At 67.3% G+C, this 23,368-nt stretch carries 20 protein-coding genes, 2 tRNA genes, 1 other RNA gene and 1 pseudogene; 15 read left to right on the forward strand and 9 right to left on the reverse strand.

Annotated features, from left to right (window positions below):
- Positions 1 to 484: 484 nt before the first annotated feature.
- Both ACN8HC_RS04350 and ACN8HC_RS04355 read left to right on the forward strand, forming a co-directional pair.
- Entirely contained in the window at positions 485 to 2,707 is a 2,223-nt protein-coding gene (locus tag ACN8HC_RS04350; protein ID WP_490073636.1) for a type IV secretory system conjugative DNA transfer family protein, read from the forward strand.
- Entirely contained in the window at positions 2,704 to 3,711 is a 1,008-nt protein-coding gene (locus ACN8HC_RS04355; protein WP_490073637.1) for a replication-relaxation family protein, read from the forward strand. Before ACN8HC_RS04350 ends, ACN8HC_RS04355 begins: the two co-directional genes overlap by 4 nt.
- Positions 3,712 to 3,718: 7 nt before the next feature.
- On the opposite strand, the gene ACN8HC_RS04360 is transcribed toward ACN8HC_RS04355, so the two are convergent.
- On the reverse strand, positions 3,719 to 4,285 hold the full coding sequence (locus tag ACN8HC_RS04360; RefSeq protein WP_490073638.1) for a hypothetical protein: 567 nt from the start codon (positions 4,283 to 4,285) through the stop codon (positions 3,719 to 3,721).
- A 42-nt stretch (positions 4,286 to 4,327) separates the two neighbouring features.
- On the opposite strand from ACN8HC_RS04360, the gene ACN8HC_RS04365 reads away from it, so the two are divergent.
- The 5 genes and pseudogenes from ACN8HC_RS04365 to ACN8HC_RS04385 form a co-directional block, all read left to right on the forward strand.
- Complete coding sequence (locus ACN8HC_RS04365) at positions 4,328 to 4,918, forward strand: MT-A70 family methyltransferase (RefSeq protein WP_490073639.1); 591 nt, start codon at positions 4,328 to 4,330, stop codon at positions 4,916 to 4,918.
- Positions 4,915 to 5,490: a hypothetical protein gene (locus ACN8HC_RS04370; protein WP_490073640.1), complete on the forward strand. Its 576-nt coding sequence runs from the start codon at positions 4,915 to 4,917 to the stop codon at positions 5,488 to 5,490. The genes ACN8HC_RS04365 and ACN8HC_RS04370 overlap by 4 nt, the downstream gene beginning before the upstream one ends.
- Before the next feature lie 172 nt (positions 5,491 to 5,662).
- The gene (locus tag ACN8HC_RS04375; RefSeq protein WP_490073641.1) at positions 5,663 to 5,950 is read left to right on the forward strand and encodes a hypothetical protein; all 288 of its coding nucleotides are present in this window, start codon (positions 5,663 to 5,665) and stop codon (positions 5,948 to 5,950) included.
- Between the two features lie 163 nt (positions 5,951 to 6,113).
- Complete coding sequence (locus ACN8HC_RS04380) at positions 6,114 to 6,428, forward strand: helix-turn-helix domain-containing protein (protein WP_490073642.1); 315 nt, start codon at positions 6,114 to 6,116, stop codon at positions 6,426 to 6,428.
- Between the two features lie 34 nt (positions 6,429 to 6,462).
- Positions 6,463 to 6,669, forward strand: a pseudogene (locus ACN8HC_RS04385) (recombinase family protein); the annotation flags it as partial.
- 844 nt (positions 6,670 to 7,513) lie between these two features.
- Here ACN8HC_RS04385 and ACN8HC_RS04390 read toward each other — a convergent pair.
- The 3 genes from ACN8HC_RS04390 to ACN8HC_RS04400 form a co-directional block, all read right to left on the reverse strand.
- Positions 7,514 to 7,603 (reverse strand) — tRNA-Ser (locus tag ACN8HC_RS04390).
- Positions 7,604 to 7,779: 176 nt separating this feature from the next.
- On the reverse strand, positions 7,780 to 8,319 hold the full coding sequence (locus ACN8HC_RS04395; RefSeq protein WP_490073643.1) for a LytR C-terminal domain-containing protein: 540 nt from the start codon (positions 8,317 to 8,319) through the stop codon (positions 7,780 to 7,782).
- Entirely contained in the window at positions 8,316 to 8,609 is a 294-nt protein-coding gene (locus tag ACN8HC_RS04400; protein ID WP_490073644.1) for a type II toxin-antitoxin system VapB family antitoxin, read from the reverse strand. The genes ACN8HC_RS04395 and ACN8HC_RS04400 overlap by 4 nt, the downstream gene beginning before the upstream one ends.
- Positions 8,610 to 8,682: 73 nt before the next feature.
- On the opposite strand from ACN8HC_RS04400, the gene ACN8HC_RS04405 reads away from it, so the two are divergent.
- Positions 8,683 to 10,230 (forward strand): helicase HerA-like domain-containing protein, encoded by a 1,548-nt coding sequence (locus ACN8HC_RS04405; RefSeq protein WP_490073645.1) that lies wholly within the window; start codon positions 8,683 to 8,685, stop codon positions 10,228 to 10,230.
- Between the two features lie 9 nt (positions 10,231 to 10,239).
- Here the strand turns inward: ACN8HC_RS04405 and ACN8HC_RS04410 are convergent, their stop codons facing one another.
- From ACN8HC_RS04410 to ffs, 3 genes are all read right to left on the reverse strand, one after another.
- Entirely contained in the window at positions 10,240 to 11,043 is an 804-nt protein-coding gene (locus tag ACN8HC_RS04410) for a LytR C-terminal domain-containing protein (protein WP_490073646.1), read from the reverse strand.
- A 136-nt stretch (positions 11,044 to 11,179) separates the two neighbouring features.
- Positions 11,180 to 12,787 carry a fibronectin type III domain-containing protein gene (locus ACN8HC_RS04415; protein ID WP_490073647.1) on the reverse strand — a complete coding sequence of 536 codons (1,608 nt, stop codon included), beginning with the start codon at positions 12,785 to 12,787 and terminating at the stop codon, positions 11,180 to 11,182.
- A gap of 74 nt (positions 12,788 to 12,861) precedes the next feature.
- Positions 12,862 to 12,958, reverse strand: an RNA gene (gene ffs / locus ACN8HC_RS04420) — signal recognition particle sRNA small type.
- 96 nt (positions 12,959 to 13,054) lie between these two features.
- Here ffs and ACN8HC_RS04425 point away from each other — a divergent pair.
- Positions 13,055 to 13,139 (forward strand) — tRNA-Ser (locus ACN8HC_RS04425).
- Between the two features lie 47 nt (positions 13,140 to 13,186).
- On the opposite strand, the gene ACN8HC_RS04430 is transcribed toward ACN8HC_RS04425, so the two are convergent.
- A complete protein-coding gene (locus ACN8HC_RS04430) occupies positions 13,187 to 14,797 on the reverse strand; it encodes a hypothetical protein (RefSeq protein ID WP_490073648.1) in 1,611 nt (536 codons plus the stop codon).
- A 219-nt stretch (positions 14,798 to 15,016) separates the two neighbouring features.
- Here ACN8HC_RS04430 and ACN8HC_RS04435 point away from each other — a divergent pair, with 219 nt between their 5' ends.
- From ACN8HC_RS04435 to ACN8HC_RS04445, 3 genes are all read left to right on the forward strand, one after another.
- Positions 15,017 to 17,347, forward strand: coding sequence for a DNA polymerase III subunit gamma and tau (locus ACN8HC_RS04435; protein ID WP_490073649.1), 2,331 nt, complete (start codon positions 15,017 to 15,019; stop codon positions 17,345 to 17,347).
- A complete protein-coding gene (locus ACN8HC_RS04440; RefSeq protein ID WP_490073650.1) occupies positions 17,347 to 18,024 on the forward strand; it encodes a lysophospholipid acyltransferase family protein in 678 nt (225 codons plus the stop codon). The genes ACN8HC_RS04435 and ACN8HC_RS04440 overlap by 1 nt, the downstream gene beginning before the upstream one ends.
- A gap of 192 nt (positions 18,025 to 18,216) precedes the next feature.
- Entirely contained in the window at positions 18,217 to 19,290 is a 1,074-nt protein-coding gene (locus ACN8HC_RS04445; RefSeq protein ID WP_490073651.1) for a LacI family DNA-binding transcriptional regulator, read from the forward strand.
- 86 nt (positions 19,291 to 19,376) lie between these two features.
- Here the strand turns inward: ACN8HC_RS04445 and ACN8HC_RS04450 are convergent, their stop codons facing one another.
- Positions 19,377 to 19,682, reverse strand: a complete 306-nt coding sequence (locus tag ACN8HC_RS04450; protein ID WP_490073652.1) for a hypothetical protein — start codon at positions 19,680 to 19,682, stop codon at positions 19,377 to 19,379.
- On the opposite strand from ACN8HC_RS04450, the gene ACN8HC_RS04455 reads away from it, so the two are divergent.
- Genes ACN8HC_RS04455 through ACN8HC_RS04465 form a run of 3 tightly spaced genes read left to right on the forward strand, consistent with a single transcriptional unit; the run spans position 19,672 to position 23,296 of the window.
- The gene (locus ACN8HC_RS04455) at positions 19,672 to 20,667 is read left to right on the forward strand and encodes a substrate-binding domain-containing protein (RefSeq protein ID WP_490073653.1); all 996 of its coding nucleotides are present in this window, start codon (positions 19,672 to 19,674) and stop codon (positions 20,665 to 20,667) included. The genes ACN8HC_RS04450 and ACN8HC_RS04455 overlap by 11 nt on opposite strands.
- Positions 20,664 to 22,190 carry a sugar ABC transporter ATP-binding protein gene (locus tag ACN8HC_RS04460; RefSeq protein ID WP_490073654.1) on the forward strand — a complete coding sequence of 509 codons (1,527 nt, stop codon included), beginning with the start codon at positions 20,664 to 20,666 and terminating at the stop codon, positions 22,188 to 22,190. Before ACN8HC_RS04455 ends, ACN8HC_RS04460 begins: the two co-directional genes overlap by 4 nt.
- 44 nt (positions 22,191 to 22,234) lie before the next feature.
- Positions 22,235 to 23,296, forward strand: a complete 1,062-nt coding sequence (locus tag ACN8HC_RS04465) for an ABC transporter permease (protein ID WP_490073655.1) — start codon at positions 22,235 to 22,237, stop codon at positions 23,294 to 23,296.
- The last annotated feature ends 72 nt before the right edge of the window (positions 23,297 to 23,368 follow it).

Below are 23,368 nucleotides of genomic sequence, written 5' to 3' on the forward strand. Positions count from 1 at the left end.
ATCTCCATCCCAAAGTATTGGCGAAATTGCCGTCCAAATTCGCCAATGATATCCCCGTCAGCGCCCGTCCGCTCGGCGTTGTGGAATAGACAAACTGTATTGACCGTGCAGAATCCTGCACGCATAGTAAGGCATAGCAAAACGTGCAGACTTCTGCACGGATCGCAAAATCATCAACCAATGCGAAAGGAGGGTTTATTCGTCATGCCTAAAAATAGGAACCATTCAAGTAATAGCAGGCGTCCGCAGTCGCCGAAACCACGTCGCGACTCGCAGGGGCGGTCGAGCGCACGGTCGCGGCGCGGCCGGGAACGGCATCTGAGCGTTCGTGGTGAGCTGCGTGACAAGCCGGACGTGCAGAAGATTGCCCGGGCGGTCATCGCTATGGCTATGGCGCAGGCCGAAGCGGAAGCGCAAGCTGCCGCTGAAGCAAATAGCGAGCGCACTGAGCCGACGGACGACAACCCAGAGCGCGAGGCGACAGATGGGTAAGCCGACAGTCGTCTGGCGCGAGCTGGAATTCGCCGAAGCGCTGTCGCCCGACACCGCCCGGGCCGTCTTCCTCGGTCTGGCAGCACTGGCTCGACAACCGCGTCTGGTACTGGAAGTCACCAGCAGCGGTGGCACGGTGACCTGGCGGCTGGGTGCCGACGACGACGTGGCGCTGCGTAAGGCACTGCATGTCCTGCGCACCCACGTCCCGGACGTGCTCGTGTCTATGTCGCAGGCCGAGCTGCCGGTCCGAGAAGACGACGTCCGGCTCGCAGCGACGCTACGCATTTCAGCGCATCGGGCTCGGCCGCTGCGTGCCGACGCGGGCACCGAACAGTTGGCCGTCACCCGCAGCCTGCTGGCCGCACTGGCACAAGCCGGCACCAAAGAAGTGCTGCGCTTCCAGCTGGTGCTCGGTGCCCGCACCTGGCCGCGGACACCGCCGACGGCGAACGGTCACAAGGCACCGGCGGACGAGTCGGCCAAGCTCGGCCAGCACGGCTTCGGCTGCTGCATCCGGGTTCTGGCAGTCTCCGGTAACAAGGAGCGCGCCGGGCACCTCATCGGGCAGGTCGGTGCCGCGCTTCGGGGCTTGGAAGCACCCAATCAGGCGGTTCGTCTTGTCGCCTGTAGCCCGAAATCGGTCGAGAAGGCCGCGTCGCCGTTCCTGTGGCCGCTCAAACTCAGCGTCGCCGACCTGGTGCCACTCGGACTGCCGGTGGCGGATAAGCCCGACACGCCGCTCCCCGGGCTGCGACCGCGGCACCCCCGGCTTCTACCCGCCACCAGTGCGCATCCCAAGACGGGCGGCATCTGCTACGGCTTGGCAACGCGCGCCGTCGAGCGCGGCCAGGAACGTGAGGTCCATCAGCCAATGCGGGACGGGTTGCAGCACCGGCACGTGCTCGGCCCGACTGGCGTCGGCAAGTCGACGCTGCTGGCGCAGCAGATCCTGCAGGAGATCGACGCGGGGCTCGGGCAGATCGTCATCGACCCCAAGTCCGACCTCATCACGGACGTGCTGGCCCGGATCCCCGAGCACCGAGTACACGACGTCGTGGTCCTCGATCCGTCGTCGGCGCGACCGGTCGGGTTCAACAGCCTCGGCAGCGTCAGCAGTCCGGCCGAAGCTGACCTGGTGGCCGACCAGATCGTTACGGTGTTCAGCTCGCTGTTCGGCAGCGGCCTCGGCCCGCGCTCGACCGACCTCTTGCACTCGGCAGCGCTCAGCCTGGCCCGCTACCACCTCAAAGGCGGGAAGGCGTCGCTGGCCCTCATCCCGCTGCTGCTGACCAACCCTGGCATGCGTCGCAAGGTCATCGGTGCGGTCGGGCCGGACGACCCGCTTGGCCTCGGTGCCTTCTGGGCGGAGTACGAGGCACTGAGCGACGAGGCTCGCGCTGTCGTCATCCGGCCGCTCATGAACAAGCTGCGCACCGTGCTGCTCAGGCCGTCCTTGCGGGCCATCGTCGGGCAGCTCGAACCCAGCTTCCGCATCGAGCAGGTCTTTCATGAGCACAAGATCCTGCTCGTCCGGCTCGGCAAAGACCGCATCGGGCAGGAAGCCGCCTCGTTGCTGGGTGCGCTCATCGTGGCCGACGCATGGCGGGCCGCACTGACGAGGCTGCAAGTACCGGCAAGTTCGCGCAAGCAGGTCGGCATGGTCATCGATGAAACCCAGGATTACCTCAGGATCCCCGGCTCGCTCGACGATGCGCTGGCGCAGGCCAGATCGCTCGGCATGAGCGTCACCATGGCGCACCAGTACCGAAAGCAGCTCGGTGGACTGGTGAGTGGGGTCGACGCAAACACCGGCACCAAGATCGCCTTCCGCCTGTCCGGTGACGATGCCAACGTCACCGCAAACCTCTTCGGCGACAGCATCCTCGTCAAGCACGACTTCGAGGCGCTGCCGCGATACCAGGCGTATGCCCGGCTGCTGGTTGACGGCTCGACCGTGCCGTGGGTGTCGATGACCACCCGAGCCTTACCGGAGCCGCTGCGCGACCCGGCCGAGCTGCAACGCCAATCGGAAGCAACGTTCGGGCAGCCGGCCAGCGAGACGGAAGCCACATTGGCTCGGCTGGCAGGTGGTACATCGCCGGTCAGCCAAAACAACAAAGGGACAGACCGGATCGGCCGCTCCCGGCGCTCGGCAGCGAGCACAGGAGAGGAAACAACAACAAACGAAACGAGGAAGGAGGACGAGTCATGAGTAGCGAAAACAGCATTTCCAACAGTGACCAGAGCAGTCCGTTCGTCCGTCCGGCCGCCCCTGGTGCTTCTCCCGCATTTGCCGACGGCACGGCCACACCGGCCGCTTCCTCACCCGCGAATACTTCGCCCCTGTCGGGGGCGAAGAACCCCAGCCGGCGCCGGCTGGTCGGTACCGTCGCCCGGAGTCGGCTGCGCGCCGATCTCGCCGACCGTGACCGTGCCATCCTGGCCGTTCTTGGCATGCACCGCTTCCTGAGTACCCACCAGGTACAGCGCTTCTGCTTCCCGACCAGTAACCAGCTGCGGCTCGACTCGGCTGCCCGCGAAGCCCGCCGCACGCTGCTCCGGCTCAAGCGAGCCGGTGTGCTGCAGACTGTAACCGCACGCCGGGTTGGCGGCATCGAGGCCGGCTCAGGCGTCCAGATCTGGCAACTGGCCAGCGCTGGCCACCGCCTGGCGATGGAGACCGCCAAGCCCGGCACCGAGCCATCCTGGCGCTACCGAGCCGACGCGCCGACGACACGCTTCCTGGCGCACGAACTGGCGATCGCCGACGCGCACCTAGCGGCGATCCAGGCCGCGACCGACATGCGCGCTGCCCTGCAGGTGCAGATCGAACAGCGTGCCAGCCGTACCTACACCGGACTCGGCGGTGCGGCGCTGCGGCTGACCCCAGATCTAGCGCTGTGCCTTTCGGGTAAGGACGTCGAGGGAGGCTACGAAGACCGCTGGTTCGCCGAAGTCGACTGTGGGACCGAGTCGCTGCCGACGCTCATGCGCAAGTGCGAGCAGTACGAGGCCTACTACCGCAGCGGGAGCGAGCAGGCGAATGGTGGCGCGTTTCCGCTGGTGCTGTGGATCTTTCACGGGACGAGGGCGATCGATCGGGCGCGAACGCTCGCCCAGCGTGTTCAGCGCTCGGGCCGGCTCAATCCGTCGCTGTTTCGCGTCGCCACCCGCGAGACCGTGGTCGCCATGCTGGCGAGCGGAGGCGACGCATGAGTCGGGTTCATCCGCTGGGTGGCACAGGCATCTCGCAGCGCTCCGTCTCGGTGGCGATTAGGGACCACTTCCAGTCGATACGCACAATTGGCGTTCCGCCGCCGAAGGAACCCGCGGCGAAAATCTCGTACGCGGTGCCGACCGGCCACTCTGGGACTGGATCCGGGTTTGGGCCTTCGAAGCGGGCGGCATTTGGCGACGACAGCATCACCTCGTATGCGGTGGCGTTCCCGGTGTTCTGGACGTGGAACGTCTGGCCCGTCGCTGGTGTGATCGTCCAAGCCGCTGACCGTCTGGGGAAGAAGTCGTCAAGCTGCGCCTCGACCCGATCGGTGCGCGTGGCCAGCGCCTGCAACGACGCGGCCATCGAATCGTGCGAGCCGGTGGATCGTTCCGCCGCTGACGCAGAACGCTCCGCTGCGGCAGCAGCGCGCTCGGCGATGCGGCGAGCTTCAGCGGCATCAGCCTCCGCCGCCGCGGCTGCCTTGCGGTTGAGCCACCATCCGGTGGCGGACCCGATCAAGGCGATTGCCGACAACAGAACCGCCACTCGATCGGTGTTGAACCAGCTCACCCGACGAACGGTACTGCTAGGCGCCGACAGCGGAGGTGCGTCATGAAGTACCACACCATCCTGGCCGACCCACCCTGGGACATCGAGCAGAAGGGCAAGCGCGGTGCTGGTGAGCATTACCAGCTCATGAGCTTGGAGCGGATCAAGCAGATGCCGGTCGCCGATCTGTCTGCCGACGACGCGCACCTGTGGCTCTGGGTCACCAACGCCACCCTCCGGTACGGCTACGACGTTGCCGAAGCCTGGGGATTCACCGTGCGGAGTCCGCTGACCTGGGTCAAGTTCCGGCTCGGCCTGGGCAACTACCTACGCAACTCCACCGAGCACTTGTTGTTCGCTACCAAGGGCAAAGCGCCGGTCCAGTACCGCTCGCAGCCGACCTGGATCCAGGCGCCGGTGCAAGACCACTCGCACAAGCCCGAAGAGCAGTACGCCCTAATCGAGCGCATCTCGCCGGGGCCGTACCTCGAGTTGTTCGCTCGCAGGCGACCGCCGCACACGCCGGGCCAGCCGCCTTGGCACGTCTGGGGCAACCAGATCGAGAGCGACATCCGGCTGCGGCGCTACCCGGTGCCGCAGGAGCCAAGCGACATCGCACACACCAACCAGCAAACGAAAGGAGGCACAGCATGAGCGAATACGAACCAACCCGAAACAGGCCACGCGGCGGCGACCCGACGCCCGAAAGGCAGCCGCCGCACCGGAACCCGCGCATCGAACTTACTCCATTCGCTGGTGACGTCCCGCTTAGCGATCGGTCGGAGTGGACCGCGGCGGCGGTCGATGACAACACCCTGGAGCAGTGCGCACGGCGGCTACTTGAGCGCTACCGCGAGGCCGGAGCAACGGCTGTTGCAGTGTCCGATGCTGTCGACTTCGCTGATTTCAAAGTCCGCCCCGACGACGACCTCGCACTTGTCGCCCGAGTCGCCCGGGGTATCCGAGACCACGGCGATGCATTCGCGTTCTGGGCTGAACTCCACGACGGCGATCCCGGCATGCTCGATTCCTACGCAGACGCCTATCTGGGGGAGTGGGAAAGCCCGGGTGCCTGGGCAGAAGCCGAGTTCAGGAGGCTCAACGCATCCGTCCCTCCGAATGGCTGGACCTACGACGAGGTAGCACAGCAGCTCTGGTTGGAAGGGCAGATCCACATCGCTCACAACGACCAGGGCCGAGTCTGGGTCTTCAAGCAAAACCTCTGATCGACAGACGAGCGCGCCCGGCCGCGCCACAACCCGGTCACTCCCCGTCGCCGGGTGGCTGCAGTTGCTTGATCCCGAAGGATCGAGGGCTGCACCACCCCGAGGACGGTGGCCTGTCGTTCGTCGAGTAGCGAAGGACGGGAACAAGACCCTCAGAAAGGAGAAGTCCGCCATGAGCGACACCAAGACTCTGGCGGTCCGGCTGGACGGCGAGCTACACGTTCGGCTGACGATCCTGGCCAAGCTCTCCGGCGTTTCGGTCACCGATGCGATCCGCACCGCGATCGAGCAGCAGGTCGAGCAGATGGCACGCAACCCGGAAGTCGCAGCCAAGGCTGCCGAATACCAGGAAGCGATCACGCGCGAGGCCGATGAGCAGCGCGCAGCCATCGAGGCTCTGTTCGGCACCAAGCCGGGCAAGGCTACGGCCCGGAAGGGTACGACAGCCAGCAACAGCTGAGCGGTCCAACTCCTGCACCGGGTGGGAATCAGGTTGAGGCATCCCGCCTCCCTGATTCCTACCCGAACACAACTAAAGAAAGGACGCCTAAATGGCGCAAAAATGTGTTGTAGAAAAAGAGAAAACGCGTGCAGAATTCTGCACTTGAAGGTAAAATAAATGTATGAATTCAAAGAAAGAAAAGACATTTGGCAGCATCATCCGAAAAGCTCGCATCAAGGCGGGGCTGACCATGGCGCAGACTGCCGAAGAGGCTGGCATCAGCAAGTCGTTACTGCGGTTCTGGGAACTCGACGCGCACAAGGCACCCGCCTTCGACGGAATCCTCCGCCTGGCGTCCGTACTCGAACTCGACCCCCTAACGCTGGCCGAAGCGGCCGGCTACGACGTCATCGGGGCTTTGCCAAGCGTACGACCATACTTCCGAAACAAATATCTATCTCAACGTCAAGGAGGACTTCGAAGGCCGACAGGTTAGCTCCGTGATCATCGATCCAGAACGCGGTCCGTTGGTGCGGCGGGCTTTCGAGCTGTACGCAACTGGCGGCTACTCGATCCAACGCCTGACGGGGCAGATGGCCGATCTGGGACTCCGCCTGAAGCCGACCCGAGCAACACCGACGCCGAAGCCACCAGCCCCGGCCAAGTGGCACCGCATCCTGCACGACCCCTACTACTTCGGCATGGTCCGCTACAAAGGCGAGCTCTTCCAGGGTCGGCACGAGCCACTCATCAGCCACGACCTCTTCGAGCGGGTACAGACCGTGCTCGCCGAACGCTCGGCACCGACGCGCCGGGACCGCACCCACTTCCACTACCTCAAGAAGCAATTGCACTGCGATCGCTGCTACCGGCGAGGGAAGATCCGCAAGCTGATCTACACCGAAGCCAAGGCCAGAGCTGGCACCTATTCCTACTTCGTCTGTGCCGACCGGCTCCGAGGCATCTGCGACCTGCCGTACCTGCCCGTGCCATTGGTTGAGGACTTCGTGGCACGGCACTACCAGACGCTCGAACTTCCGCACGCAGTTGTCGACACCATCATCCGTCAGATCGACGCGGTGGTTGCCCATGAGGAAGAGAGCCTGGCGGAGATGAAGCAAGCACTCGACGCGCAGCTGAGGGAGCTCGATCAGCGAGAAGAACGACTCATCGACTTGGCTGAACAAGGTTTGCCAGCCAGCAAGATCCAGCAACGGCTCAACGCGCTGCGCACCGACCGCGCGCGGATCACCGCGCAGCAAGTCGACGCTCGGAGTCGGCTCGAAGTGGGGGCAGCGGCCCTCCAGGCGGCGCTTGGTTTGTTGCATGAGCTGCCGCCGCTTTACGCCACTGCGAGCGACGAGTGCCGTGGCCTGATCAACGATGCGCTGTACAAGCGGCTCTACCTCAATGAGGTCGCCGTGCAGGCGACGGAGTTCAAGGACCCGTTCGGTGAGATCGCGCAACTGACTACACCGTCTGGAGCTGCCGGGCGCAGGGCCGAATCGGATCGCTCGTGGCTTCGCGACCTACTCGACTCCCCGAAGGCAAGTCCTCCGGGGAGTTCGAATAAGGTCGATCTGGCGGTGGCGGTGGGATTTGAACCCACGGTGGAGTCGCCCCCACACAACATTTCGAGTGTTGCACCTTCGGCCGCTCGGACACGCCACCGCCGAAGAGGCTACCTGACAAGGCCGTTCACGCCAAAACGAACGGGCTGGGGTTCGTGGTGCGCGGTCGCAGCGCTGGTCTCGATACGCATCTCCCCCCGCTGCGCTCCGCCGCTACTCGACCGGCGCCCCCTGCTACTCGACCGGCGCCCGCTGCTACTCCACCGGCGCCCTCCGTTACTCGACCGGCGCGACCGTGCTGCAGCCGGGCGGCGGGGCGACGGTCGTCGGGGGAGCGGACTTGATGGCCGGAGCCTGGTTGCCGAGCACCAGGTCGACCGAGTCGTCGGTGCGTCCGTCCTGCACCATCGTGGCGCCGGGAAGGTACTTCTTGACGTATTCCAGGGCGTTCTTCTTGCCCTTCGGCCCGAACCGGATCTGGCCCACGCCGTCGATCGACTCCTTGTAGGGGTCGTTGCTCACGGTGCCGACGTTGAAGCCGTGCGACTGCATCGCGGTGCTGGTCCGCTTCGCCACGCCGCTGTCCGAGGACGCGTTGTAGACGTTGAGCACGAAGATCGACTGCGGCGGAGGAGTGCTGGTCACGGCGCACGACGAGGACGCGGTCGGGTTCGCCTTGTCCGACGTACTCATGTAGCCCCAGGCGTAGGCGAAGGCACCGAAGACGAGGACCACGGCGACCACCAGCACGATGATCGACCGACGCTTCCGTCGGCGCCGCGCATGCGCGAGGCCGTCCTCCCGCACGTAGCTCACAGCAGCAGCACCCGGGCGTGCAGCACGGGGCGTTGCTGCAAGGCGGCCCGCAACGCCCGGTGCAAACCGTCCTCCAGGTAGAGGTCGCCCTGCCACGACACGACATGCGCGAAGATGTCACCGTAGAAGGTCGAGTCCTCGGACAGCAGCGTGTCGAGGTCCAGCGTCCGGTTGATCGTGACAAGTTCGTCGAGCCGGACGACTCGCGGCGAGACCGTCCGCCAGTCCTTCGGACTGACGAGGCCATGATCCGGGTAGGGCCGCCCCTCGCCCACCGCCTTGAAGATCACAGGCGACAGCTTAGGTTGCCCGGCTGACCGGAACCCTTCGAACCGGGGCGTGGCGCCGCTATTCTCAGGCAACGTGACGGATACCACAGCGAGCGACCAGCTCGAAGAGATCAAGAACGGTTACTCGTTCGACTCGGCGGCTGTCGAGCTCGGAGCAGCGGTCATCGACGACACGGCTCACGCGGACGTCCCCGTCCGGCTGCCGATCGCGATGATGAACCGGCACGGCCTGGTGGCCGGGGCCACCGGCACCGGCAAGACCAAGACGTTGCAGCTGATGGCCGAGCAACTCTCGGCCGCCGGTGTGCCCGTGTTCCTCGCCGACATCAAGGGCGACGTGTCGGGCATCGCCTCGCCCGGTCGGGACGGCGACAAGATCCAGCAGCGCGCCAAGGAGGTCGGCGAGCATTGGGAGGCCACCGGCTTCCCGACCGAGTTCCTCTCCCTCGGCGGGCAGGGCAAGGGCGTGCCGATCCGGGCCACGATCACCTCGTTCGGCCCGACGCTGCTGTCCAAGGTGCTCGGCCTCAACGACACCCAGGAGTCCTCGCTCGGCCTGGTCTTCCACTACGCCGACAAGCGCGGCCTCAGCCTGCTGGACCTCAAGGACCTCACCGCCGTGATCACCTACCTGACCTCCGACGAGGGCAAGGAGGACCTGAAGGGTCTCGGCGGTCTCTCCGCGGCGACCGCCGGCGTCATCCTGCGCAACCTGATCGCGTTCTCCGATCAGGGCGCCGACGCGTTCTTCGGCGAACCGGAGTTCGAGACCAAGGACCTGACCCGCACCACCGACGACGGCAAGGGCGTGGTCAGCTGCCTGGAGCTGCCGGGCGTACAGGACAAGCCGGCCCTCTTCTCGACCTTCCTCATGTGGCTGCTGGCCGACCTGTTCCACGAACTGCCCGAGGTCGGCGACGCCGACAAACCGAAGCTGGTCTTCTTCTTCGACGAGGCGCACCTGCTCTTCACCGGTGCCTCCACCGCGTTCCTGCAGTCGATCGAGCAGACGGTCAAGCTGATCCGCTCCAAGGGCGTCGGCATCTTCTTCGTCACCCAGACGCCGAAGGACATCCCGAACGACGTGCTCTCCCAGCTCGGCAACCGGGTCCAGCACGCGCTGCGCGCCTTCACCCCGGACGACGCCAAGGCGCTGCGGGCCACCGTGCAGACCTTCCCCACCAGCGGCTACGACCTGGAGAAGCTGCTGATCTCGCTCGGCACGGGTGAGGCAGTCGTCACGGTGATGTCCGAGAAGGGTGCGCCGACACCGGTCGCCTGGACGCGCATGCGGGCACCGGTGTCGTTGATGGCGCCCTCTCCGGACGCGACGATCGACGACATCATCGCCCAATCGTCTCTGGCCCCGAAGTATTCGCAGGCGGTCGACCGCGAGTCGGCATACGAGATGCTCAACAAGAAGCTCGCCGGCGCCGGCACGGCACCGGCCGAGGCCGCGCCGCAGCAGCGCGCCGAGCCGAAGCAGAAGGCGAAGGAGGAGCCGAGCATGGTCGAGCAGGTGATCACGTCGTCGGCGTTCAAGTCGATGCTGCGCTCCGCCGGGACCGTCGTCGGCCGCGAGATCACCCGCAGCATCTTCGGGACCGCGCGGCGCCGGTGACCGACCGCCCTACTTGCTGATCGGCGAGCAGGTGGGTGACGGCGACGAGGGCGTCGGCTTGGGCGTCGCCTGGGCCGCCGGCACGACGGCGCCGTCGGTCCACTTGCTGCCGATCACCACGTCCACGGTGGCGCTCGTGCGCCGATCCTGCTCCATCTTGACGTCCCGGAACTGCAAGGCGACCCGACGGGCGGCGGGCTCACCGCGCAGCCCGTAGCGGACGATCACCGCGTTGTCGGGATAGAAGTCCTGGGTGTTGCCCACCGTGGCGACGTGAAACCCGCGTTTGCGCATCTGCGCGGCCACGTCGGATGCCGTGCCCGGTATGACGAACGCGTTGAGCACATTGATGGTGATCCGCGACGGCGCGGGTGGCGGCACCGGCGCCAGCGCGAAGTGCGTGCCGATCACGATGTCGATGCTCGGATTGGTCCGGTCGTCCTGCTCGAGCTTCGCGTCCTTGAGCTGCTCCGCAACGGTGAGCGCGATCTGCTTGCCGACCGCGCCGTAGCGGATCTCGGCATGTTCCGGGGCCTGCTCGTTGGTCGGGTCGTTGCCGGTGGAGATGATCTTCAGGCCGCGCCACGACAGCTGCGACGCGATGCTGGCCGCCAGGCCGTTCCGGCCGCTGGCGTTCCACACGTTGGCATGGATCGAGCTGAGGGGGATCTTCATCGTCGGCGTGGCCGGCAGGAGTGAACAGCTCGAGATCGTCGTATGACGGGGGTCGGCACTGCTGCACGCGACGACCATGGGCAGCAGCAACGCGGCCGCCGCGGTGGCGCTCACCGCGCGCCTGCCGGTCAAGCCCATCGTGCCCACCCCGTGCCCCGAACGAAATCTTGTCGACACTCAGTATGAGTGGTCGATCCTGGGAACCCGCGCAGCCCGATGTCACGCGTCGGTCACATCGGCGCCAGTCTCGCCCTGCGAGAAACGCACCCGCCGGTCAGTGCCGGCGCGGGCGCTCCAGCCGGAAGGTCTCGAAGGCCGACAGCCGGCCGCCCACACCCGTCACGTCGTAGTACGTGACCGTGATGGACGTCTTGTGGCCCGGCTCGCCGGGGTCGACGGTGAAGGACGCGAATCCGTAAGAGTGTGCCGGGTTGCGCACCGCCGACCAGGCTGCGTCCTCGTGCACGTAGTGGGCGGGGCGTCGGCCGGCCGCGTCTGGGGCGCCGACCGAAGTGATGACGCGGCAGGCCGGCGGGTCGAAGAACAGCTCGTTGGACGTCAACGACGACCCACCGCCGCCGATGATCATGTGCACCGTCCCCGTGCTGGTGTCGACGACCTGGGTGTCGGTCGCCCGCGGGACGGGTGTTCGCGTCCGGTTGCGCCGGTGCCCCCGGATCGGGTGTGACCGCTCGTAGTGGTGCTCGTGGCCGCACACGACCAGGTCCACGCCATACCGATCGAAGAGCGGCAGCCACTCCTCGCGGACCCCGAGGTCGGCGCCGTTGAACTTGTTCGCCGTGGAGATCGCGACCTGGTGCATGCAGACCACGATCCAGTCGATGCCCGGGTCGGTGCTGGCATCCCGCAGCGCCGACTCGAGCCAGCCCTTCTGCGCACCGTGTGAATAGCCGCGCACGTAGCTGCTGCCGGCGTCCTGGTAGCAGATGTCGTCGTTCGCCAGGGAGATGACGCGGACCGCGCCCGCGGTGAACGCGTACCAGAGCCCGCGTGTGGTGTCGGTCTGCCCCGGCGTGGGCGGCAGCTCGAAATACGTCTGGTAGGCGGCATATCCGATCGGGCCGTTGCCCAGTTCGTTCTCGTGATTGCCGGCCGCCGGCATCCACGGACGGTGGCGAGCGCTGCGGCTGTTGTTCTCCCAGAAGTCCCACCAGGTGCGGACCCGGTCGGTGGCGAGGCTCGCATACGACAGGTCGCCGTTGAACAGGTGGAACAACGGGCGGACCCGCTCGACGCCGAGCACGGTGTCTCCCGCGGCATACGACCCGCGATTGTCGTTGGCCATCATCGTCCGGCCGTCCGGCTGGGTGATCGCCTTGCCCACGGTCGGCGTGCCCTGGTCGCCGAAACTGGTGAAGGTGAACGGCTCTCGGCCGCGCGGTGCGGTGCGGAAGCTGCCGCCCTCCGGGGCGGCTCCGGCATGTACGGCGAGATAGAGGTAGTCCGAATCAGCCTGTAGACCAGTGACTTCGGCGTGGTGCGCATAGACGGTCCAACCGGACTTGGCGTCGACATAGCTGCGGGTGACGGCCGGGAAGGAACGGTGATATCCCTCCTCGCTGCCGAGCAGCACCCGAGCCTGCGTGACCGGCTCGAGAGTGTGCCAGGAGACCACGGCTTCTCGACTCGCGTCCGCGCCGAACTGCGTGTGCAACCCACTCACGGGAGGCGCCGTGCCCGCGGACCAGGCGGGACCGTGGCTCGCACTCACGTCGGGCGCGACAGCCTGCGCATCCGACGAGGTGAGCAGAGCCGCCGTCGTGACAGTCGCGGCCACCCCGGTCACCAGCTGCCGGCGACTCAGCCGGGCAGCGAACACGGCGGCGTCCGACGCGTCGTGGAAACCCGAGGAGCCGCCCATGACCGCGATCCTGTCCGGCGGCGGTGAGAGCCGCCCGACGGTTCGCTGAGCGTCCGATGACAGCTGGCAGCCACAGAAGGAACCCCTCGCGCACCTGGAAGAGCTCTCCTACCCTTGCTGCATTCCTGCCCTGGGGGAGTTCGGAGAGGTACCACCGCACGAGGGGTCCGGCGCCAACTGTAGAACACGCTGCCTCGGCATACGCAATCGAGACCGGCTGTCCGGCCCGATTCGGTGCGCGGGCCGCGAGCAGGTATTCTCCTCCGCGGAGGATTCGCATAGTGGCCTAGTGCGCACGCTTGGAAAGCGTGTTGAGTGAAAGCTCTCAGGGGTTCGAATCCCCTATCCTCCGCTCACCGGAGAAAGGGCGCCATCCAACGGGTGGCGTCCTTTCGCAACTCATCCACCGCTCGGTGTGGGCGACGGAGACTTGGCGGGCGAGACACACCCCGGTGCCTTCGACCGGGCCGGGGTGAAGTCGCTGGACAGCCGGATCCGCTCGGTGGTCGGCACGGTGACCTGCAACCACCCGTTGTTGTTGACGATGCACGCCGTCAGGGGCTGATGGGTGCTCGGGTCGCTGGCACCGACGTAGGCGGAGTAGCGGACCTTGAGCTCGATGGTCTTGTTGGCGGTCGCGTCGAGCAGGACACCGTGCGAGTCGATCTCGGCGACCCTGGCGCCGGTGGCGAGCGGCGCCGGATTGATCACCCGGAACAACCGCCAGTCCGAGTTGCTCCAGGTGAGTCGCAGGTAGGGGAGTCCGCCGAGCACCAGCTCCGCCTCCTGCTTGGATGCGTAGTCGATCGGCGCCTTGGGCACCGCCACCCAGCCGACCGCGAGCGAGTCCAGCCACTGCCGATAGCTCACCGGGTTGAGCTGCTGCGGCTGGTAGAAGATCGGGTTGTCCGCCTTGTCGGCCTGCCGGTCCCAGCCACGGGCCAGTGAGAAGGTCGTGAGGTATGCCGAGCCCCAGTGGTTCTTGGTGTCGACGACTTCCACGCGCCGGCCGATGACCTTCGAGCCGAGCGCGCGCTGGTCGGCCTTGAGCGCGGTCGCGAGCGGCTTGTAGAACACGTAGTTGCTGGACGGTTGGTGCGCCAGTTGCAGCTGGTTGACCAGGTCGCTCACCGGCCAGATCGCGACGACCGACGCACAGATCCAGACGAGCGACTCGCGGAGCTCGGCATAGGCGACCACGACCGGCACCGCCCCGAGCCAGGCGAGCCGCGTGGCGTTGGTGCCGATGGCGAGCGGCACGATCAGCAGCGGGATGAACGAGACCGCGAGCACCACGGCGACCGCCCTGATCAGCCTGTGGTGGCAGACGCCGAAGACGACCAGGCAAGAGAGCATCGCCGGTGCTGCGTCGGTGATCGGGAACGGCATCTTCCCGGTGCCCGGGAAGAGGATCGCCATCGCGATGCCGGCGACGACGAGCGCACCGGCGCAGATGAGCGCGGTCCGCCGGCGTTCCGGCCGGAGCACCGCGACCACCACCATCACCATGCCGATGAAGAACCCGGCGAGCGGGGACCCGAGGAACGACAACAGCGCCAAGACGAGCGCGCTCTTCTCGTACCGCCGCCGTAACGCGACGAGTGACCAGATGCCGAGCGCCGCACCGACGGTGAAGGTCACCCTGCCGTTGAGCAGGTCGGCCGCCTGGGCGAGTGCGATCGCGACGGCTCCGGCGCGCGGTCGGGGGGCGCCGGCCACGAGCAGTGCGCCACCATACGCACTGAGCACGACGGCGATCACGCCGGTGACCCGGATACCGAAGGTGGCCATCGAGAACGGTACGAGTGCGCTGTAGTTGGGCAGCGTGATGCCGCCGAACCAGCCGCCCCACCAGACCGGCGCACCTCCGAGGCGGGCGACGTTGGCCCGGGCGACCTGCGCTGCGAGATCCGGGACCTGCGGCGTCCAGAAGACGTAGAGCAGCGCGAACACGATCGCGCAGGCCGTCGCCAGCGCCGTCGGCGTGCGCAGCCGACGCCAGGAAAGCATGACTTCCACGCTACCTTTCGACCCCGAGATGCCGCCCGGCGAACGGGCGAGGCGGCACGACCGAGCCCATTCTGCCTCGTCGGTGCTGCATCGCGGCCACACCTGTGACCCACGTCCCGGGTGATACTTCCCGTCGCGGTGGGCCGGCAAACCGTGCCCGTCGGACCGCGGGCGGCGCACGTGGCACGCCTGTGGGCGAAGGCGAATAGAGTCGGCACTGTGACCACCGCCCTGTATCGCCGCTACCGGCCGGAGACGTTCGCCGACGTCATCGGCCAGGAACACGTGACCGAGCCGCTGATGCAAGCCCTGCGCACCGGGCGGGTCAACCACGCCTATCTGTTCAGTGGCCCGCGCGGGTGCGGGAAGACCACTTCGGCGCGGATCCTGGCCCGGTGCCTCAATTGCGAGCAGGGGCCGACGCCCACCCCGTGCGGTGTGTGCGAGTCGTGCGTGGCGTTGTCCCGCGGCGGATCCGGCACGGTCGATGTCATCGAGATCGACGCGGCCAGTCACGGTGGTGTCGACGATGCGCGTGATCTGCGGGAGCGGGCGTCATACGGTCCGGCGCAGTCGCGCTACAAGATCTACATCATCGACGAGGCGCACATGGTGACGCCGCAGGGCTTCAACGCGCTGTTGAAGATCGTCGAAGAGCCGCCCGAACACGTCAAATTCGTCTTCGCGACGACCGAGCCGGAGAAGGTCATCGGGACGATCCGGTCACGGACGCACCACTACCCGTTCCGGTTGGTGCCGCCGGCCCGGCTGACCGACTACCTGCAGCAGTTGTGCGACGCGGAGGGCGTCGCCGTCGAGCCGGGCGTGCTGTCGTTCGTGACGCGGGCGGGCGGCGGGTCGGTGCGTGACTCGCTGTCCGTGCTCGATCAGTTGATCGCGGGGTCCGGTGAGGAGGGTCTGACCTATGCCGGAGCTGCTGCACTCCTCGGATTCACCGACGGTGAGCTGCTCGACGCGACGGTGGACGCACTGGGTTTGCGCGACAGTGGCGCGGTCTTCAGGCAGATCGACCGGGTCGTCGAATCCGGCCATGACCCCAGGAGATTCATCGAGGACCTGCTGGAGCGACTGCGTGACCTGATCGTCATCGCCGCGGTGCCCGACGGTGCGGCGCAGGTGCTTCGCGGCGTGCCGGAGGACCAGCTGGAGCGGATGCGGCAGCAGGCCGCGTCGTTCGGGCCCGGCGAGTTGTCGCGTGCCGCCGACATCGTCAACACCGGCCTGTCGGAGATGACCGGCGCCACCGGCCCGCGCCTGCAACTCGAGCTGATCTGTGCGCGGGTGCTGCTGCCCGCCGTCTCCGGTGAGCAGGGGTATGCCGCCCGCCTCGACCGCCTCGAGCGTCGCATGGACATCGGCGAGCCACCCAGCGGTGGCCGAGGAGCGGAGGAGCCACCGAGCGGTGGCCGAGTAAGCGGTGAGGAACGAGCCGCGCATCGAGGTCCCGCGCCGGTCGCTGGCCGCGAGCAGCCACCCAGCGGTGGCCGAGGAGCGGAGCAGCCACCCAGCGGTGGCCGAGGAGCGGAGGAGCCACCCAGCGGTGGCCGAGTAAGGGATGAGGAACGAGCCGCGCATCGAGGTCCCGCGCCGGTCGCTGGCCGCGAGCAGCCACCCAGCGGTGGCCGAGGAGCGGAGCAGCCACCCAGCGGTGGCCGAGGAGCGGAGGAGCCACCCAGCGGTGGCCGAGTAAGGGATGAGGAACGAGCCGCGCATCGAGGTCAGCGGCCCGCCGGCGCCGCCGCACCGTCACCTGCGGCGGAGCCCACACCTCCGGCACCGCAAGAAGCAGCACCGTCCGGCGCGCTGACCGCGGAAGCCGTGCGCCGTGCCTGGCCCGACGTGCTCGATCGCATCGCCCGCGCCAAGCGGGTCACCTGGGCGCTGCTCAGTCAGCACGCACACGTAGCCGACTTCGACGGCCAGACGCTGGTCCTCGGCACGAGCAGCCCGGGACTGGCCCAGGCGGTCGAGCGGGCACCGCACCCCGACGTGGTGGCGGCGGCACTGTTCGACGCGCTCGGCATACGCGCTCGGGTCACGGCCCGCCCGGACTCCGGTGCGCCGGCGCCCACTCTCCCGACCGAGCCGGACGACACGCCGAGCGGCGTGTCAGGGCCGCCCGGCGATGCACCACCGGCGACCGACGGACCGCCGCAGAACGACCGGCGACCGGCCGGTCACGACGACAGTCCGGTCGATGGTGGTGGCAGCGCGTCGGCGCCCCCCGAGCCACCGGCCTCCCGCCGGTCCCGGGCGGCCGAGGCCCTCGCCCAAGCAGGCCTGGCCTCGGGCGCTGCCGCGAGCGACGGCGGTGGCGGCTGGGGTTCGGTCAATGCGCCGCCACCGGAGTGGGCGACCGCCCCAACTCCTGCCGCCACAACCAAATCCGATACTGCTCGGAAGCCGAAGGCCGAAGACGAGATCACCGAGTCGATGGACGACGAGGACGTCGACGACCCGGGCGAGGTCGGGCTCCCGGTCATGCAGGCGGTGCTGGGCGCGACCGTGATCGACGAGCAGGTGGACTGATGGGCGGGGGGCCGCTCTATCCGTTGTCGCGGATGACCGTCGCGCCTCTGTTGCGTGCGATCTGGCGTCCCCGCGTGGAGGGTCGCGACAACGTTCCGAAGACCGGCGGCGTACTCATCGCCAGCAACCACCTCACCTTCATCGACAGCGTCGTCATCCCGCTGGTCGCACCCCGCAAAGTGGTCTTCCTTGCCAAGGCCGAATACTTCACCGGCACCGGCGTCAAAGGGCTCGTGTCGCGCAGCTGGTTCAACGCCATGGGGATGATTCCGGTCGAGCGTGACGACTCGCGGGCCGCGGTCAATTCGCTGGAGCAGGCATTGCGGGTGCTGCGCGAGGGCGAGGCGTTCGGCATCTATCCGGAGGGCACGCGCTCACGGGACGGCCGTCTCTATCGTGGGCGAGTGGGCGTTGCGCACCTCGCCATGGAGGCCGGTGTGCCGGTCGTGCCGGTGGGCCTCATCGGCACGCCGAACGTGCAGCCCAGCGCCTCCAGCATGCCCCGCCTGGCGAAGGTCACGGTGAAATTCGGCGCGCCGCTCAGCTTCGGCGACGACTTCAAGGCCATGCCCGCCGGCAAGGCCCGACGGATCGCCACCGACCGGATCATGGACGCCATCGCGCAGCTGTCCGGCCAGGAACGCGCCTCGTCATACAACGAACGACCGACGGCCTGACCCATCGCCTTCCCCACGCCCATGGCGCTTTTCGCCCGTGGCGGTCAACGGAACCAGCGTGGTCCGTCGGTGTCGGCCGGCGGCGGCGTAGAGTCGCGGCAGCAGCGACGGGGAAGGATCCGCTGCGGTCGTGGCGTAACGGCCCAGCGCGTCATCACGTCCGATCACGGTTCGTCGTCTTGAGGAGAGCGGATGTCTGCAGGTGCCGCCCGCACGTCCGGCGTCTCGCCGGGCGACGATCCGCACGCCGCCGGCCGACGCGACCACCGCCCGCCGGCGATGACGGACGTCGCGCGGGTGGCCGGTGTGTCACACCAGACCGTTTCGCGTGTGCTCAACGGTCACCCCAATGTCAGCGCCAAGACCCGCGCCCGGGTTGAGGCGGCGATCGCACAGCTCGGTTACCGACCCAACCGGGCCGCACGGGCGCTCGTCACCGGTCGCTCCCAGGTGATCGGCATCGTCGCGCAGAGCTCCGCACTGTATGGACCGGCGTCCGTGCTCACCGCCGTCGAACGTGCGCTCAGCGACGCCGGATTCGCCGTTGGCGTCGCGAGCGTGCCTTTGCTTGATCGGGATTCGATCGCACTGGCTGTCGATCGGTTGATGGAGCAGCGGGTCGGCGGCATCGTGGCGATTGCGCCGATCATCTCCGCGAGCAACGCGATCGCCGACCTGCCGCCGGACCTGCCGCTCGTGTCGATCGACGGAGACCCGCACTCGACCTCACGGCTGGTGACGGTCGATCAGCAACTGGGCGCGCGGATGGCGACCGAGCATCTGCTCGCCGCAGGACACGAAACCGTCTGGCACGTGTCGGGGCCGAGCGGCTGGTTCGACAGCGCCGACCGCGTCACCGGCTGGCGCGCCACGCTCGCCAGCGCGGGAGCACCGGAACCTCCTGTCATCAAAGCGGATTGGAGCCTGGCTTCCGGATATGAAGCCGGCCAGACCCTCGCCCGGATACCCGATGCACACGCGATCTTCGCCGCCAATGATCACCTGGCGCTCGGCGTCATGAAGGCCATGCGCGAGGCCGGCCGGGCGGTGCCGGACGACGTGAGCATCGTGGGTTTCGACGACATCCCCGAGGCCGCTTATCTGGATCCGGCACTGACCACTGTGCGGCCGGACTTCGCCGCGGTGGCCGATGACGCGGTGCGGATGCTGCAGCTGCAGATCGACGGCGTCGACGAGCTGCCGGCCTTCGACGCCATTCCGCCCGCCCTCGTCGAGCGCAAGAGCGTGGCCCGCCCGCCCCGCTGATCCTCGGGCGGGGCGGGCGGGCAGGTGCCGGCGACGGCGGCCGGAGATCGATATCGACATAGGTCTTGACAGCATGATTGTGAGCGCTAACAATTGCCTGCAACGTGACGCGCGACACAGCCGGTGTCGCCGGGCGTCGTGGACCGAGTGTCATGCGCACGCGGACTGACAGCCGCCGACCTCGTCGGCCGAACGGGAGAACCGATGTCGAGATCAACACGAAGCGCCTGTGTGGCCCTCGCCGCTGCCCTTACGGTCGGCATGGCTGCCTGCAGCACGAACAGCAGCGGCACCACCGCCGCCAGCAGCGGAGACGGCGGAAACGCAACATCGACCGCAGGATCGGGCGCGTCAGCAGTCAAGGCGGCAAGCTCCAGCTTGATGGGCGACATCTCCTTCAACGACACCAAACTGGCGCAGCTGCGCGACAAGCTCAAGGCGGCGATGAAGGGCAAGAGCCTGCAGGGCGTCGATCCAGCCGTCGTGGTCAACGTGACCGCCGCCTACTGGGACGCGGCCAAGCAGGGCGTGAAGAACGCCAACAAGGAGCTGGGCATCAACGCCAAGTTCCAGGAGCCGACGACGATGGACATCAATCAGCAGTTGTCGATCGTTAACACCCTGCTTTCGCAGAACAGCAGCGGCTTCGCGATCTCGGCGATCCAGCCGTCGTCGTTGTCCAGCTTCATCAGCTCGGCGCAGGGCAAGAAGGTGCCGGTCATCGCCATCGACTCCCCGCTCAACACCTACAAGAGCGTGCCGCTCTATCTCGGCACCCCCAACTACGACGCCGGTCACAAGGCCGGCGAGGCGATGAAGGCCTTGCTGCCCAACGGCGGCGACGTCGCGATCCTGGTCGGATCGCTCACCGCACTCAACGCGGTGCAGCGCATCCAGGGCTTCAAGGACGCGCTGAAAGGCACGAGCATCAAGGTGTTCCAGACCTACAACGACAACGGCGACCCCAGCAAGGCGTTGCAGAACGCATCCGCGGCGTTCGCGGCGGACAAGAACATCAAGGGCTTCTACGGTGTCTATTCGTATGACGGCCCCTCCGCCGGACAGGCTGTGCAGTCGGCCGGCAAGACGGGAAAGACCGTCATCGTGGCCGACGACTCCGAGCCCAAGACGCTGTCCTTCGTGAAGTCCGGTGTCGTGCAGGCCATGGTGCTGCAGCAGCCCTACCAGCAGGGTTACCTGAGCGTCTACATCCTGGCTGCCATGAAGGTGCTCGGGGTCCAGCAGACGATGAACATCATCAAGCCCTATCTCAGCGCGGACAACCTGACGCTGTCCTCCGGGGTCGGCCTGGTCACCAAGAGCAATCTGGCGGCATACAACAAGAAGTTGGCGAGCTTCGGGCTGAGTTCGTCGTGACTGGCGCGCCCGACGTCGCGGTCGAGTTGCACGATGTCCAGAAGATCTACGGCCCGGTCCGCGTTCTCAGCATCGACGAACTCACGCTCTATCGCGGCCAGATCGTGGCTCTCGTCGGTGAGAACGGTGCCGGCAAGTCGACCCTGATGGGCTCGTTGGCCGGGACGGTCAAGGCCGACGCCGGGCGGATCACCGTGCGGGGCGAGGATCTTCCGATCGGCAGCCCGGCGGCCTCGGCCGCGGCAGGCATCGCGATGGTGTCCCAGGAGTTTCCCCTGGTCGGTCAGATGTCGGTGGGCGAGAACCTCTTCCTCGGCACCCGGCCCCCGGGTACCCGGCGCGGGCTGATGAATTTCGCCGAATTGCACCGCGCCGCACAGCGACTGCTCGACGACCTCGGCATCGCGATCGACTCCCGCGACCGCCTCGAGACGCTCTCGGTCGCCCAGCGACAGCTCGTCGAGATCGCCAAGGCGTGGCAACGCAAGCCGCTGCTGCTGATCCTCGACGAGCCGACCTCCGCGCTCGGGCAGGTGGAGGCCGCGCTGGTGCTGGAGCTGGCTCGCAAACATGCCCGTGCGGGCGGGCTGGTGCTCTTCATCGGTCACCGGCTGGACGAGGTGCTCGACGTCTGCGACCGGATCATCGTCCTGCGCAACGGCGAGAAGGTGGGCGACCTGCCACGGTCGGAGGCGACCGAAGACCTGCTCATCAAGTACATGGTCGGGAAGGAACTCGCAGCGCGCGACGACGCTCCGGTGCGCGCGCCCGGCGCGACGGTGCTGAAGGCCGACGGCCTCACCGCCGAAGGTCTCGGCCCGATCGATCTGGAGCTGCGCGAGCGCGAGATCGTCGGAGTGGCCGGTCTGATGGGCTCCGGCCGAAGTCGCTTGGTGCACACGGTTTTCGGTGCACAACCGGCCACAGGCGGCATGATGACGCTCGCCGGCCGTCCGCACCAGCCCCGCTCCGCCAAGGACGGCATCGACGCAGGCATCACCCTGGTGCCCGAGGATCGTAAACAGCAATCCCTGCTGCCGGACGCACCGATCCGGTGGAACGTCAGCCTCGCCGACCTGCCGCGGCTCGCGACCGGGGGTTACCTCAGTCCACAGCGGGAACGCCGGCTGGCCCGCAAGGTGATCCAGGACTACGCGGTCCGTTGCCAGTCGGGCGAGCAACCGATCCGGGCGCTCTCCGGCGGCAACCAGCAGCGGGCGATCTTCGGCCGCGCCATGGTCACCTCGCCCCGGCTGTTGCTGCTGGACGAGCCGACCCGCGGGGTCGACGTCGGAGCGAAGGCGGAGATCTACCGCCTCGTGGAGCGCGCGGCCGACGACGGCGCCGCCGTGCTGGTGGCCTCCTCGGAGCTGGAGGAGCTGATGCACCTCTGCTCGCGCATCGTCGTTCTGTCCGGTGGCCGCATCAGCGGCGAATTCACCCGATCCGAGTTCAGCAAGGAAGCAATCATCGGCGCGGCTGCGACGTATGTCGAGCCGGCGACCCCAGGAGGATCCCGATGACCACCATGACCACGAAGACCAGTCTCCCATCGGAGGATTCGCACATGGCACCGGTCGCATCACGGCTGAGCCGCCGGTTGTCGGAGACGCCCGAGATCGGTGTCGTCGCAGCGTGCGTGCTCGTCTTCGTCGGCGTCTTCCTCGCGAAGTCCTCCTTCGCGGACGGCGCCAACCTGCAGGAGATGGGTCGCAACCTCGCGGAGTTCGGCATCCTCGCCGTCGGAGAGAGCTTCGTCATCCTCACCGGTGGCATCGACCTGTCGGTCGGCGCGCTGGCTGCCCTCTCCGGTGTCTTCTCCGCGTGGTTGTTCGTCAATGAGGGCCTACCCCTCGGAGCAGCGGTCGTCCTCACCATCGTGTTGTGTGCGGTCGTCGGGCTGATGCACGGGTTGTTCGTGACCCGGCTCAACGTGCCGCCGTTCGTCATCACCCTGGTCACCTATACCGCCGCCCGCGGTGCCGCACAGGCGATCACCCAGTCGGTGCCGATCACCGTGTCCGGCAACGGCTATCTCGGCCTCAGCCGTAACGGCATCGCCGGGATCCCGTTGCCTGCACTCATCTTCATCGTCGTCGCCGTCGGCGCCTGGTTCGTGCTGGAACGCACCTACTTCGGCCGCCAGGTGTATGCCGTCGGCGGCAACCAGGAAGCCTCCCGACTCGCCGGCATCAACACCTCTCGCCGCATCGTGAGCACGTATGTCGTGAGCGCCGTACTCGCCGGCATCGTGGGCATCCTGATCACCGCCCGGCTCGGTGTGGGCGACCCGAGTGTCGCGACCGGTTACGAGCTGGACGCGATCGCGGCGGCCGTCATCGGTGGTGTCAGCCTCTTCGGCGGCCAGGGCCGAATCCTCGGGATCGCAGCCGGCGCAGTGCTTCTCGTGCTGATCAACGACGGCATGATCGTGCTCAACGTCTCGCCGTACTACCAGCAGATCGTGCTGGGTCTCGTCCTCGGTATCGCGATCACCGCAGACCGGTTGCGGGCCAAGCGGATGGGCCGACCGCGCCGGCTGCAGCTGCTCAAGGGGCAGGCACCGAAACCGGCCGATGTCACGTCGCCGGACAGCAAGAGCAGCGCGTCACCACCCGGCGTGGGCTGAACACTGCACGCTCCGGCCTGACCTCCGCACCGAGCGACCACGAGGTGCCCACCTCGCGGCGCCAGCCCTACC

The sequence above is a fragment of the Flexivirga sp. YIM B11880 genome (assembly GCF_058148645.1).

What these genes read in the sequence shown, in the direction of transcription:
- ACN8HC_RS04350 (WP_490073636.1), top strand. Translation starts at nt 485, where the DNA reads ATGGGTAAGCCGACAGTCGTCTGGCGCGAGCTGGAATTCGCCGAAGCG.
- ACN8HC_RS04355 (WP_490073637.1), top strand. Translation starts at nt 2,704, where the DNA reads ATGAGTAGCGAAAACAGCATTTCCAACAGTGACCAGAGCAGTCCGTTC.
- ACN8HC_RS04365 (WP_490073639.1), top strand. Translation starts at nt 4,328, where the DNA reads ATGAAGTACCACACCATCCTGGCCGACCCACCCTGGGACATCGAGCAG.
- ACN8HC_RS04370 (WP_490073640.1), top strand. Translation starts at nt 4,915, where the DNA reads ATGAGCGAATACGAACCAACCCGAAACAGGCCACGCGGCGGCGACCCG.
- ACN8HC_RS04375 (WP_490073641.1), top strand. Translation starts at nt 5,663, where the DNA reads ATGAGCGACACCAAGACTCTGGCGGTCCGGCTGGACGGCGAGCTACAC.
- ACN8HC_RS04380 (WP_490073642.1), top strand. Translation starts at nt 6,114, where the DNA reads ATGAATTCAAAGAAAGAAAAGACATTTGGCAGCATCATCCGAAAAGCT.
- ACN8HC_RS04410 (WP_490073646.1), bottom strand. Translation starts at nt 11,043, where the DNA reads ATGGGCTTGACCGGCAGGCGCGCGGTGAGCGCCACCGCGGCGGCCGCG.
- ACN8HC_RS04415 (WP_490073647.1), bottom strand. Translation starts at nt 12,787, where the DNA reads ATGGGCGGCTCCTCGGGTTTCCACGACGCGTCGGACGCCGCCGTGTTC.
- ACN8HC_RS04430 (WP_490073648.1), bottom strand. Translation starts at nt 14,797, where the DNA reads ATGCTTTCCTGGCGTCGGCTGCGCACGCCGACGGCGCTGGCGACGGCC.
- ACN8HC_RS04440 (WP_490073650.1), top strand. Translation starts at nt 17,347, where the DNA reads ATGGGCGGGGGGCCGCTCTATCCGTTGTCGCGGATGACCGTCGCGCCT.
- ACN8HC_RS04445 (WP_490073651.1), top strand. Translation starts at nt 18,217, where the DNA reads ATGTCTGCAGGTGCCGCCCGCACGTCCGGCGTCTCGCCGGGCGACGAT.
- ACN8HC_RS04455 (WP_490073653.1), top strand. Translation starts at nt 19,672, where the DNA reads ATGGGCGACATCTCCTTCAACGACACCAAACTGGCGCAGCTGCGCGAC.
- ACN8HC_RS04450 (WP_490073652.1), bottom strand. Translation starts at nt 19,682, where the DNA reads ATGTCGCCCATCAAGCTGGAGCTTGCCGCCTTGACTGCTGACGCGCCC.
- ACN8HC_RS04465 (WP_490073655.1), top strand. Translation starts at nt 22,235, where the DNA reads ATGGCACCGGTCGCATCACGGCTGAGCCGCCGGTTGTCGGAGACGCCC.